General features: G+C 63.0%; 14 protein-coding genes. 9 read left to right on the plus strand and 5 right to left on the minus strand.

What is annotated here, in order from left to right; translation table 11 throughout:
* Nucleotides 1-168: 168 nt before the first annotated feature.
* Complete coding sequence (locus AUR66_RS14665) at nucleotides 169-372, minus strand: hypothetical protein (RefSeq protein WP_058573022.1); 204 nt, start codon at nucleotides 370-372, stop codon at nucleotides 169-171.
* The gene (locus tag AUR66_RS14670; protein ID WP_058573023.1) at nucleotides 369-1,655 is read right to left on the minus strand and encodes a CobW family GTP-binding protein; all 1,287 of its coding nucleotides are present in this window, start codon (nucleotides 1,653-1,655) and stop codon (nucleotides 369-371) included. The genes AUR66_RS14665 and AUR66_RS14670 overlap by 4 nt, the downstream gene beginning before the upstream one ends.
* A gap of 101 nt (nucleotides 1,656-1,756) precedes the next feature.
* On the opposite strand from AUR66_RS14670, the gene AUR66_RS14675 reads away from it, so the two are divergent.
* From AUR66_RS14675 to AUR66_RS14685, 3 genes are all read left to right on the plus strand, one after another.
* Nucleotides 1,757-2,053 (plus strand): hypothetical protein, encoded by a 297-nt coding sequence (locus AUR66_RS14675; RefSeq protein ID WP_058573024.1) that lies wholly within the window; start codon nucleotides 1,757-1,759, stop codon nucleotides 2,051-2,053.
* A gap of 1 nt (nucleotide 2,054) precedes the next feature.
* Nucleotides 2,055-3,020, plus strand: coding sequence for an ArsA family ATPase (locus AUR66_RS14680; RefSeq protein ID WP_058573025.1), 966 nt, complete (start codon nucleotides 2,055-2,057; stop codon nucleotides 3,018-3,020).
* A 137-nt stretch (nucleotides 3,021-3,157) separates the two neighbouring features.
* On the plus strand, nucleotides 3,158-4,966 hold the full coding sequence (locus tag AUR66_RS14685) for a carbon starvation CstA family protein (protein ID WP_058573026.1): 1,809 nt from the start codon (nucleotides 3,158-3,160) through the stop codon (nucleotides 4,964-4,966).
* Nucleotides 4,967-4,994: 28 nt separating this feature from the next.
* Here the strand turns inward: AUR66_RS14685 and AUR66_RS14690 are convergent, their stop codons facing one another.
* Together AUR66_RS14690 and AUR66_RS14695 are read right to left on the minus strand one after the other, a co-directional pair.
* Nucleotides 4,995-5,621: a hypothetical protein gene (locus AUR66_RS14690; RefSeq protein WP_058573027.1), complete on the minus strand. Its 627-nt coding sequence runs from the start codon at nucleotides 5,619-5,621 to the stop codon at nucleotides 4,995-4,997.
* Nucleotides 5,618-5,998, minus strand: coding sequence for a cupin domain-containing protein (locus AUR66_RS14695; RefSeq protein ID WP_058573028.1), 381 nt, complete (start codon nucleotides 5,996-5,998; stop codon nucleotides 5,618-5,620). Before AUR66_RS14695 ends, AUR66_RS14690 begins: the two co-directional genes overlap by 4 nt.
* Nucleotides 5,999-6,086: 88 nt before the next feature.
* Here AUR66_RS14695 and AUR66_RS14700 point away from each other — a divergent pair, with 88 nt between their 5' ends.
* The 6 genes from AUR66_RS14700 (at nucleotide 6,087) to AUR66_RS14725 (ending at nucleotide 9,952) form a co-directional block, all read left to right on the plus strand.
* Complete coding sequence (locus tag AUR66_RS14700; RefSeq protein WP_058573029.1) at nucleotides 6,087-6,296, plus strand: hypothetical protein; 210 nt, start codon at nucleotides 6,087-6,089, stop codon at nucleotides 6,294-6,296.
* Nucleotides 6,297-6,423: 127 nt separating this feature from the next.
* Nucleotides 6,424-7,116 (plus strand): DUF5828 family protein, encoded by a 693-nt coding sequence (locus tag AUR66_RS14705; RefSeq protein ID WP_058573030.1) that lies wholly within the window; start codon nucleotides 6,424-6,426, stop codon nucleotides 7,114-7,116.
* Nucleotides 7,117-7,297: 181 nt separating this feature from the next.
* On the plus strand, nucleotides 7,298-7,537 hold the full coding sequence (locus AUR66_RS14710; protein ID WP_058573031.1) for a hypothetical protein: 240 nt from the start codon (nucleotides 7,298-7,300) through the stop codon (nucleotides 7,535-7,537).
* Between the two features lie 94 nt (nucleotides 7,538-7,631).
* Nucleotides 7,632-8,003, plus strand: coding sequence for a helix-turn-helix domain-containing protein (locus AUR66_RS14715; protein ID WP_058573032.1), 372 nt, complete (start codon nucleotides 7,632-7,634; stop codon nucleotides 8,001-8,003).
* 93 nt (nucleotides 8,004-8,096) lie between these two features.
* On the plus strand, nucleotides 8,097-9,356 hold the full coding sequence (gene thrC, locus AUR66_RS14720; protein WP_058573033.1) for a threonine synthase: 1,260 nt from the start codon (nucleotides 8,097-8,099) through the stop codon (nucleotides 9,354-9,356).
* 119 nt (nucleotides 9,357-9,475) lie between these two features.
* Nucleotides 9,476-9,952 carry a hypothetical protein gene (locus AUR66_RS14725; RefSeq protein ID WP_058573034.1) on the plus strand — a complete coding sequence of 159 codons (477 nt, stop codon included), beginning with the start codon at nucleotides 9,476-9,478 and terminating at the stop codon, nucleotides 9,950-9,952.
* Between the two features lie 6 nt (nucleotides 9,953-9,958).
* Here AUR66_RS14725 and AUR66_RS14730 read toward each other — a convergent pair.
* The coding region (locus AUR66_RS14730; RefSeq protein WP_058573035.1) for an NAD(P)-dependent oxidoreductase at nucleotides 9,959-10,996 on the minus strand (1,038 nt) is incomplete at its 5' end.

Below are 10,996 nucleotides of genomic sequence, written 5' to 3' on the forward strand. Positions count from 1 at the left end.
CACGACTGTAGTGAACGCGTCCTCGACCTCGACGTGGAAGGCGACGGTCCACCGTCGTGTCCGACCTGTGGCGACGAGATGGTGCTGGAGCGGTCTCCCGGAAGCACCGGGTGCGCGTGTTAGCTGACACGCGACGGCCGATTCCCGATTGCGACGGCCCTCTCGCCGCTACTTCGTCACGACGTAGGTGAGTGCGATGAGCAACAGCGCTGCCGTCGCGACGTTGACGAAGGTGAACGCCATGAGTTCGAGGTACGAGAGTCCGTAGACCACGACGGTGGCGAAGATGGACGAGAGGACGATGTTCATGACGAACACGACGCGCGGGTCGCCTTCGCCCCACTCTATCTCGCCGGTCTCTCCGTCGCTCATCGCGCTCCCTCCGGTTCGGCGAGCGTGAGTTCAGCACCCGGCTCGACGGGATACGTACCGTTTGCCACGTCTGCGCCCGGTTCGAGGACGTGTTCGTCGAGTGCTTCGACGAGGGCCGCTTCGTCGATGTCGTGCCCGATGAACACGAGTTCGGTTCGCTTGTCGCCGTACTCGTCGTGCCAGTCGATTTCGGGGTGGTTGCGTCGATACGTGTCCTGTTCGAACTCGGGGAGTGTCGCAATCCACGGGCCGCCAGCGGTGACGTACGCCGACGGACCGGCTTGGCTGTAGGTGTAGTGGACGTCGTCGGCCCCGGCGACCCACAACGACCCTTTGGCACGGACGACCGAGTCGGGGAGGTTCCCGAGCACTGCCGACGCTCCCTCGGGGTCGAGCGGTGCTCGTCGGCGGTAGACGAACGACGTGATGCCGTACGTCTCCTCTGCGTGCGAGACGACACTGTGGTCGTGTTCGTGGCCGTCTCCCTCCGCGTGCGAATGCTCGTGTTCGTGGCTGCTGTGGCCGTGTCCGTCCCCGCTCTCGTCGTGGGTTTCGGCACCTGCGTCTTCGTCCTCGTGTTCGAGTGCGGCCCGCCAGCCAACGGGTGCATCGGGGTCGTGGAGGTCCGAGAGGAGGAAATCGACGTCCACGCCGCCGTGGGTCGTCTCGACGATATCGACGCTGGGCCGAAGCGCCGAAATCACGTCGCGCACGTCTGCGACTTCGTCGTCGCTGACGAGGTCGCGCTTGTTGAGGACGACGAGGTCCGCGCTCTCGACTTGTTCGACGAGGAGGTCCGAGAGCGGCTCGACCGACCCGTCGCTGTCTTCGGCGACCGTTCGCTCGGGGTCGCCGCCGACGAAGGTGTCGGCGAAGAGGCGGGCGTCGACGACGGTCACGAGGCCGGCGACGTCGTACCTCGCGGCCGCCCGCGACGTGACGAAGAGTCGAGCGACTGGGCCGGGCCGCGACACACCCGACGCCTCGACCACGAGGTGGTCGAACGAGCGCTCCTGTGCGAGTCGGACGACGGCCGTCTCCAGGTCGTCCTGCAGTTCACAGCAGATACACCCGTTCGACAACTCGGTCACACCGCCACCGACGGTCAGTTCGGATTCCTCTGCGACCAACTCGGCGTCGACGTTTACCGAACCCATGTCGTTGACGAGGACGGCGATGTCGTGGTCGCCGGCGTTCGTCAACAGGTGGTTGAGAAGCGTCGTCTTGCCCGCCCCGAGGCTCCCGCCGAGCACCGTCACAGGGATTGCCTCACGCGGATTCATGGCCGGCCCTACCTCGCCCTCGTATATGAACCCGCGGGAATCCTGTGTCGTCGTTCGTGAGCGATACGCTTTTGCCCAGTCATCGGTGAGTGTGTAACCTGATGACGCTTGCCGCGCGCATCGAGTCCTTTCGTGAACTCGTAGAGGAGTGGCTTCGCGGCCTCTACCACGGGATGATAACACACCCTGCCTACGAGAAAATCGAGAAACAAGCCGAAGACGACGAAGACGCGTTCATGCTCGCGTGCTTCCCGGATGCGTTCGGCATCCCGTCACCTGTCTCCTACTACACGGCCGAACTGCTGCCGTACCTCGAAGACGAGTTCGAGGCGTGGGAGCGACGGATGTGGGACCGAGGGTCGCTTCTCGAACGAAAGGGCCACCAATACCACTTCTAACATGCGAAAATTTGTGTTCTTCGGCGGAAAGGGCGGCGTCGGAAAGACGACGATGTCGAGCGCCTACGCGGTCAAGTGTGCTCGTGCTGGTGTCTCGACGCTCCTCGTCTCGACGGACCCGGCGCACAGTACGCGGGACGTGTTCGACCAATCGTTCACCGACACACCCCAACCCGTCGCGGACGAACCGAACCTCGACGCGATGGAGATAGACCCCGAGACGGAAGTCCGCGAACACCTCATGGAGACGAAGCGGGCGTTGGGCGACCAGGTGAGTCCGGCGATGGTCAACGAAATCGACCGGCAGATAGAGATGGCCCACCAGACGCCCGGCGCCCACGAGTCTGCGCTCTTCGACCGGTTCATCGACGTGATGCGTGACTCCGAGGAGTACGACCGGGTCGTCTTCGACACCTCACCGACTGGCGGCACCCTCCGCCTGCTCTCGTTGCCCGAGTACCTCGACGGGTGGATTCAACGACTCCTCCACAAACGAAAACAGTCGGTGAAACTGTTCGAACGCGCGGCTATCGGCAACAACGAACCACGGCGCATGATGGAGGGGGACCCGATTATCGCCCGTCTCGAACAGCGCCGTGACGACTTCAACTTCGCCAAGGAGACGTTGCAGTCGGAGGCGGCGTTCTTCCTCGTCGTGAATCCCGACGAACTCTCGATTCGTGAGACGAAGCGGGCAGTCGAGCAACTGGACGACTACGGACTCGACGTTCGAGGACTGGCAGTCAATCGCCTGACGCCCGAACCGGACCCTGACGAACAGGGCCGCGGCGCGACGTTCTTGCGAGACCGGGTCAAGACTGAGCGAGAGCGACTCCGAGAACTCCGCGAGGACCTGTCGCCACCGCTGGTCGCCGCAATCGAGACACGGGTCGCCGAAGTGAAAGGAGATTTCCTCGGTGAAGTAGCCGACGAAATCGAGGTTGGTGTAGAACTCACCGCGAATTGAGGTGTCATTACAGTTCTCGCGGAATACAGGTTTTCGAACCCGTAGCGATGCTTACCTGTAGTCCCGTTTCCATACATTCTCAACTATCGTTAACGTTAAGGTAGCCATTTTCGTGTCTCTTGGTGGGGCAGAGTACCATGGTACAAGTTATATGGCTGGTCGCTATCGTACTTGCGTTGTTCACGGTGGGGTATTTCGGATACTCCCGGTATCTCGCGCGATTCGTCGAACTCGACGATAGTCGTGATACACCGGCGCACAAGTACGAAGACGGTCAAGAGTACGTACCGGCGAAGAAGCCGGTCTTACTGGGGCATCACTATTCGAGTATCGCAGGCGGGGCACCCATCGTGGGGCCAATTACGGCTGGTGTGGTGTGGGGGTGGCTCCCTGCACTCGCGTGGATTGCTATCGGAAACCCACTCCTCGGTAGTGTCCACGACTTCGTGTCGCTGTCGAGCAGTCTGCGACACGACGGAAAGTCTATCGGGTACATCATCGGCGAGTACGTGGGCGAACGCGGCAAGAACATGCTCTTGTGGTTCGCGTTCCTCACCATCATCCTCGTCGTCGCGGTGTTCGCCCTCGTGGTGGCCATCGTGTTCAACGCGTACCCCGAGGCGGCGACGGCGAGTCTGGTGTACATCGTCCTCGCCGTCCTGTTCGGGATGTACCTCTACCAACTGAATCTGCCGTTCCTTCCGGGTACGGTTGGGTTCGTCGCCGCCATGTTCATCGGTGTGTACTTCGGCATCCAGTTCCCGATTGCACTGTTCGAACCTGCGGCACGCGCACCGGCGTCGACCATCGTCCTGCTCGGCAGTGGCGGGTCGTGGCTTCCGGCAGCGGGCGCATTCGGTGCCAACGCCGCGGCGTGGATTCCGATTATCCTCGTCTACGGTGCACTCGCAAGTGCCCTCCCGGTGTGGGTACTCCTGCAACCGCGTGACTACCTCTCGTCGTTCCTGCTCTACGCAGGCGTCGGCGGGGCACTCCTCGCAATCATCGTCGGCACCCTCGTCGGCACCTCGTCGCAACCGCTCGTGACGAACCTCGAACCGTTCTACGGATTCATGGGCCGGACTGGAACGCCGTTGTTCCCGCTCTTGTTCATCACCATCGCGTGTGGGACCATCAGCGGGTTCCACTCGCTCGTCTCTTCGGGGACCACCTCGAAGCAACTCAACAAGGAGTCTGACGCGCGGATGATTGGATACGGCGGCATGCTCGGTGAGGGTCTCCTCGCCACTGTCGCACTCGCAACTGTTGCTATCGTCGGCCCCGAAGTGGGCGGCGGTATCGGCCTCGCCCTGCCGACGTTCGCGGCAGGTGGCGGTATCATCCTCACGAGTTTCGGCATCCCGACGTCCTTCGGTGGTCCGTTCATGGCTCTCGTGCTCGTGAGCTTCCTGCTCACGTCCACTGACACGGCCGTGCGTCTCGGCCGCTACATGATGGAAGAAATCGTCGGCACGCCCGAGTCGTCGGCCCAAGAACTCGCGACGAACCGCTGGGGCAACGCTGCGGTGCAGGCGATTCCGGCGTACGTCCTCATCACGAGTGGGTCGTGGCTCACCCTCTGGCAACTGTTCGGCGGTGCCAACCAGCTTCTCGCTGCGCTGGCACTCCTGACGGCGACGGTGTGGCTGGCTAACTGGGACGACTCCAAGCAACTCATCAGCACTGGCGGTCCGATGGCCCTGATGGTCACCATCACGAGTCTCGGCCTGCTGTGGCTGGCGATTCACGACAACATCTACGCGAAGTTCCTCAACCCCGAGTGGATGGCGTCGGCGACGACAGTCTCGATGATTTCGGCAGTCGTCCAGATTATCCTGGCGTTCACGCTCATCTACTTGGCGCTCTCGCTCGCCAAGATGGGCTACGAGAACATCCAGGACGTGCGGGGTTCGAGCAGCGGGCACGTAACCCCGAACGACGACTAACGTCGCGAAACCACTCGACGGTTCTTTTTTACCGACGCAATCGCTCGACGAGTCGCTGCACGACACCCTTCGAACTCGTGGGAGAGATATCTGTCCAGAGGGTAAAAGCGTCCACAGAGTCGGCGTTTCGACTCGCGATTGCCGCCTCGTCGTCGGGGGCGACGACGGCGACGTTCATCTCGACGTGGCCGTAGTAGCCGAACTTGATGAGCGTCCGGTCCGCGAAGTCGGAGACGAAGTCGTGGACGTCTTCTGGGACGTCGGGTGCGACGAGGACGAACGTGAAGTCCGTCCCGAAGTGTTCCGGACTCGGTTCGACCCACAGGTCGGCGAGTTCGTGGCCCAACTCGACGAGGCGTTCGAGTTCGGCGATAGTCGCGGTGTCGACCCGGCGGGCGAAGAGGTACTCCTTCGCGTGGTGGTTGGCGTAGTTGATGGACTGATGCATGAACTGCTTGCGCGTCTCCATCAGCATCGACCCGAAGAGGTCGAACCGTTCACCGCGGACGACCGAGTCTTTCTCCAGGTCGTAGTGGAACATCAGTCGGTCACTCACCCGGTCGAGGTACTCGTCGTCCCACTCCGGAACGTCGGGGTCCGGGCCGTCGGTGTCGTCCCGTCCGTCACTTGCTCTGGGGTGTCCCACGTCGCTCATCTCTCGTCGGGGTCGTACGCCTCGGCGTCACCCGACACGGCAGGTGCGCCGATGGCGAGGATGTCGACTGCCTCAGTCGCGTCTTCCGGGTTGTGAGCGCGGTGCGGACTCTCCGGGTCGGCGACGAACAACTCGTCTGCCGACACCTCGAACGTCTCGTCTGGCGTCTCGACGAACAGGGTGCCCGAGAGGACGTAGAACGCCTCTTCCTGTTCGGTGTGGTAGTGATACGCCAGCGGTACCTGTTCGCCCGGCTCGGCGCGGAAGCGATTGAGTGCGAACTGCTCTAAGCCGCCTTCGACGCCGATGCGCCGAAGTTCGCAAGGTCGGTCTGGTATCGGTTCGACGTCGTCCGTGTCCACGACGCGGTATCCCATGAGACGGTGCAACACGTTCGTCCCTATAAGCCCGTCGCGACCGGTGGGAAACCAAGGTTTATTCGTGATGGTTGCGAATCGGGCACACATGGCAGACCCGAACCGAGAGGCGTGTGGTCGGTGTTCGATGACGACTGTCGTCGACGCGACGAGTGCCGGCGACCGTGACCCATTCGGGGACGAGAAGATAGAACTCGACGAGTCGGAACTCCGGACGGCGTCGCCCAGCGCGTGGTTCGAAGGACTCTCGAATCGCCTCGACGCCTTCGCAGAGCGCGTCATCTACGGCAGTCGCTGAACAGTTCGCCCGACCGAAGCGCCCTCGCTGGTTCTCGACGAATTATTTCACAAATCAGTTACTATCTCTCGCGTGACAGGGGTTCTCGGAGAATTTTTATCTCTTGGCACGTAGTCCAGTCAACGACATGGAAGAGAGCATCTCCGGGTTCAAATGCCGGGGCTCTTGGGGGGAAGTCGTCGAACACGGGGAGCGAATCACCCGTGCCCTCCGCGAGTCCGGAGTCGAAGGCGCGCACTTCGACGACTGGGACGAGTGGCGGCCAAAGTCACACGAGCGACTGGGAGAAGACGTCAACGAGAAGACGGCCAAGCAAGCGAGTGTCGGCGAGGGCGAAGGTGAGAAGGAAGGAAAAGCGCCCAACGAAGACCTGAAGACGGCCGGTGAGAAGTTGTCTCGCTCCTACGAGAAAATCGAAGAAGGAGACGACGAGGGTGCCGTCGAGTCGTGGCAAGACTCCATCAACTACGTCGCGCGTGCTGCCGACTCCGCCGGGCGGAAAGCCCTCCGGAAGGTCGAAGACACCGTCTACCGGAAGGTGATGACGCAGTTGGCACCGTACTACTTCGACAACGAACTCATCAGCGCCAACATCCAGCAGGTGGGCCGGGGAACTGGCGAAGAGCAGTTCGTCTTCGAGGTGAACGTCAACGACGACGGCCTGAAGTCGAACGTCTCGGAGATGCTTCGAAACTACGAGGACGAGGTGGACCGCTGGCACATCGACACCGAGAAAGAGACAGAAGTCGCGGAGGCCGTCGAAGGCGTCGAGGTGCCGGTCACAGACGCAGAGAAGCGGTCCAAGTCGACGACGAACTGACGGGAGGGGAGTCTGCCGGTGACTCGTCGTGGGGTTGGGAAGTCGACGACGAACTGATGGGAGGGGCGTCTGCCGGTGACTCGTCCTCCTCGACTCAGTCTTCTCTGTTCGGTCTCAGTTTCGTCGTACACAGCTCTCGTCCTTCGACAATACTGATACGGTTCGCCCGAAATGTGAGTGTATGGCCGACTTGCTCCGAATCGAGTCAGGGGAGTTGACCGCCGACGAGATTCTCGACGCGCTTCTCGATGGACATCGAATCATCGTCCGCGCCGAGATGCTCGGCGGGATTCACGAGGTGACGCTCCGCCACGACGGGTCGACGTTCTACTGCGACACGCCGACGACGCTCCACAAACACGAAGACGAAGCCGGGATGCGGACGTGTGTGATGAAGATGGGGTACGCGAAAGACGAGTAGACTGCGTGTCGGCCGCGTCGAGGTACGTCTCCGGCGATGCAACGCCTTCGCCGCTTGGTGAGGGTTTAATTCGGCGGACAGCGAACAGATGTGCATGGCTGATGCACCGGATATGGAAGACCTGATGGAGACCGACGACCCGAATTTCGGGCAGGTCCTCGCCTGTGTCTTCGGAATCCAGAGCCACGAGAGTCGGACGTACCTCGCGCTCCTCGACAACCCCGGAAGCACCGTCGCAGAACTCGCGGAAGTTCTGGAACGCGACCGGAGCAACGTCAATCGCTCGCTGACGACGCTGCTCGACAAGGGCCTCGCAGAGCGCAAGCGCCGACTGTTGGACCCCGGCGGGTACGTCTACCAGTACACGGCGACACCGCTCCCGGAGGCCAAAGAGATGATGCACGCCGCCCTCGACGAGTGGGCCGACGACGTGCACGCTCGTATCGACGCCTTCGGCGAGTCGTAAGCAGCAGTTCGGTTCACGTCCGCCTCGCTGTCGGTCCGGTAGGTACCGCCCAAACCCACCTGCTTTTGTCCCTCTGGTTCCACCGCCCGACCAATGAGCCTCGAACTCACGGCACCTACCCCCGAGGAGCCATCCGTCGCCGCTGACGGCACCTGGCTCGAATGTATCGAGTGCGGCGCACAGTTCGCACCGTTCGACGACGTACGGTACACGTGCGACGACTGTGACGGCCTCCTCGAAGTTCGCTACGCGTCCCCGCCGACGTGGGACGACTTCGAGGGCCGCGGCGTCTGGCGCTACAACGCCGCGCTCCCGTTCGAAGAAGGCGTCTCGCTCCCCGAGGGCGCGACGCCGTTGCACACCGTCCCCCGCCTCGAATCTGACATTGGCGTCGAGACGCTCCGCATCAAACACGAGGGGATGAACCCCACGGGGTCGTTCAAAGACCGCGGCATGACCGTCGGCGTCCGCGTCGCGAAGGAACTGGGCGTCGGCCGACTCGCCTGCGCCTCGACGGGTAACACGTCTGCGGCCCTCGCAGCATACGGCGCGCGCGATGGGATGGAGACGCTCGTCTTGCTCCCCGCCGGAAAAGTGGCCGCCGGAAAGATTGCGCAGGCGTCGCTCCACGACGCGCGCATCCTCGAAGTCGACGGCAACTTCGACTCGTGTCTCGACATCGTCCAGGACCTCGCCGCCCGCGGTGAGGTGTACCTCCTCAACTCGCTGAACCCCTTCCGTCTCGAAGGCCAGAAGACCATCGGCCTCGAGATTCTCGAAGAGTTCCACGAAGACTACGGGACCTACCCAGACCGTATCGTCCTCCCCGTCGGCAACGCGGGCAACACCTCGGCGCTCTACAAGGCGTTCCGCGAACTCGTCCAGTCGGGTGCGCTCGACGCCGAGGACGTGCCGAAACTGACGGGCGTGCAGGCAGACGGTGCCGCACCGATGGTCGAAGCCATCGAGAACGGGTGGGACGAGACGCGCCGCTGGGACGACGTGGAGACGCGCGCGACGGCCATCCGCATCGGCAACCCCGTCAACGCGCCGAAGGCACTGCCCGGAATCCGCGAGACGGGTGGCACCGCCGTCGCCGTCTCGGACGAGGAAATCACCGAAGCACAACGTGACCTCGCCGCCGAGGGCGTCGGCGTCGAACCCGCGTCTGCGGCGTCTGTCGCCGGCCTCCGAAAACTTCGCGAGAACGGCACGGTCAGCGAAGACGAACAGGTCGTCTGTCTCACGACGGGACACCTCCTGAAGGACCCAGATGCGGCGTTCGAGGCCGGTGACGACCCCGAACCGGTCCCGAACGATACCGACGCGGTGCTCGAACACCTCGCCGAGTAGGCGGAACGTTCGACCACCGACTCTCACTCACGATTTCGCCCTGTGACGGACGACCGATGACGTGCGTCAGTTATTCGTCTGACACGTCTTTTTCATTCTGTGCCACGTGGTACCACACGATGTCGCTCAGTAGTCTGCCGACCGGGACCATCGGAGGTGGGTCCGGGTCACGAACGTACCCCTCGGACGAGACGGGCACCGGCCACTCCAGGGCCGCCCCCGCATCGTCGACCCGTCCTGCTGATTCCCCTCCAACGCAGGACGTCGCGTCGCTTCGCCGCGAGAACGAGGCGCTCCGCCGCGCGAACACCCGTCTCAAAGAACAACTCGATGCCACCCACGAGAACCGCCACGCGGTCATCGACCACTACGAACGGTTGCTCGCAGAACGGTACCGAGAACACGCTCACGGGATGTCGTCACGCGAAATGCAGTCGTCACGAGCGTCGCAGTCGACGAAGAATCGGTCGCAAAGAAGCGGTCGGTCGGTCGGTCTGTCGTCGACCATCGGCCGTGTTCGACGTGGTCTTGGTCGCGTTCAGTCGGGCGTCGGCCGCGTAGTGATGCGAGTTGTGCCGTCGTTCGATGGACGGTGACCCAGTTTACAGGGTAATCGCGTCGACGTCGATGATACGGTCGTCTGCGAGCAGTTTCTCGCGGACGTCGTCCGTAACCTCGTCGTCGAGGTTGTAGACGGTCAGTGCCTCGCCGCCGGCCTTCGCGCGGCGGGCGTTGAACATCCCCGCGATGTTGACGTCGTTCTCGCCGAGGACGGTGCCGATGAAGCCGATGACGCCGGGTTTGTCGTAGTTGCGAGCGACGAGCATCTGGCCGTGCGGGATGGCGTCGAGTCGGTAGCCGTTGATGCGGACGATGCGCGGGTCGTCACCGGCGAAGAGCGTGCCCGAGATGGTCATCTCTTCGTCGCCGTTGCGGACGGTGACCGTCACGAGACTCTGGAAGTCCTCCGACTGGCGGGACTTCGACTCGGTGACTTCGATACCGCGTTCTTTCGCGATTTGTGGCGCGTTGACGGCGTTGACCTGCCATTCGAGCGGCGTGAAGACGCCCTTCAGGGCGGAGGCGGTGACGAGTTCGACGTCTTCGGCGGCGATGTCACCCTGGTAGCTGACTTCGACTTCGCCGAGGCGTCCGTCGAGGAGTTGGCCGGCAATCTTGCCGGCGGTTTCGGCGATTTCGATGTAGGGTTGGATGCGCGGGAAGGCGCTCTCGTCCACCGAGGGCGCGTTGAGCGCGTTCATGACTGGTTCCTCGCGGAGCGCGGCGACCACCTGGTCGGCCGTCGAGACGGCGACGTTCTCTTGTGCGGCCGAGGTGGACGCGCCGAGGTGCGGCGTGACGACGACGTTCTCCACCGAGAGGAGTGGGTTGTCGGGCGAGACGGGTTCGTCGGCGAACACGTCGACTGCGGCACCGTCGAGGACGCCGTTTTCGACGGCCTCGGCGAGGGCTGCCTCGTCGACGACGCCACCGCGGGCGCAGTTGATGAGGTAGCCGCTTCCCATCGTCTCGAGTTCGTCGGTGGAGATGAGACCTTCCGTCTCGGGCGTCAGCGGCGTGTGGACCGTCAGGAAGTCGGCCCGCGAGAGACACTCGTCGAACTCGACGAGTTCGGCACC

Origin of the sequence: Haloferax profundi, from assembly GCF_001469865.1 — an archaeon.
In the GTDB taxonomy this organism is placed as follows: domain Archaea; phylum Halobacteriota; class Halobacteria; order Halobacteriales; family Haloferacaceae; genus Haloferax; species Haloferax profundi.

Excerpts from the sequence above, each read along its gene's own strand:
- AUR66_RS14665 (WP_058573022.1), bottom strand. The coding sequence starts at position 372 with ATGAGCGACGGAGAGACCGGCGAGATAGAGTGGGGCGAAGGCGACCCG.
- AUR66_RS14670 (WP_058573023.1), bottom strand. The coding sequence starts at position 1,655 with ATGAATCCGCGTGAGGCAATCCCTGTGACGGTGCTCGGCGGGAGCCTC.
- AUR66_RS14675 (WP_058573024.1), top strand. The coding sequence starts at position 1,757 with ATGACGCTTGCCGCGCGCATCGAGTCCTTTCGTGAACTCGTAGAGGAG.
- AUR66_RS14680 (WP_058573025.1), top strand. The coding sequence starts at position 2,055 with ATGCGAAAATTTGTGTTCTTCGGCGGAAAGGGCGGCGTCGGAAAGACG.
- AUR66_RS14685 (WP_058573026.1), top strand. The coding sequence starts at position 3,158 with ATGGTACAAGTTATATGGCTGGTCGCTATCGTACTTGCGTTGTTCACG.
- AUR66_RS14690 (WP_058573027.1), bottom strand. The coding sequence starts at position 5,621 with ATGAGCGACGTGGGACACCCCAGAGCAAGTGACGGACGGGACGACACC.
- AUR66_RS14695 (WP_058573028.1), bottom strand. The coding sequence starts at position 5,998 with ATGGGATACCGCGTCGTGGACACGGACGACGTCGAACCGATACCAGAC.
- AUR66_RS14700 (WP_058573029.1), top strand. The coding sequence starts at position 6,087 with ATGGCAGACCCGAACCGAGAGGCGTGTGGTCGGTGTTCGATGACGACT.
- AUR66_RS14705 (WP_058573030.1), top strand. The coding sequence starts at position 6,424 with ATGGAAGAGAGCATCTCCGGGTTCAAATGCCGGGGCTCTTGGGGGGAA.
- AUR66_RS14710 (WP_058573031.1), top strand. The coding sequence starts at position 7,298 with ATGGCCGACTTGCTCCGAATCGAGTCAGGGGAGTTGACCGCCGACGAG.
- AUR66_RS14715 (WP_058573032.1), top strand. The coding sequence starts at position 7,632 with ATGGCTGATGCACCGGATATGGAAGACCTGATGGAGACCGACGACCCG.
- thrC (WP_058573033.1), top strand. The coding sequence starts at position 8,097 with ATGAGCCTCGAACTCACGGCACCTACCCCCGAGGAGCCATCCGTCGCC.
- AUR66_RS14725 (WP_058573034.1), top strand. The coding sequence starts at position 9,476 with ATGTCGCTCAGTAGTCTGCCGACCGGGACCATCGGAGGTGGGTCCGGG.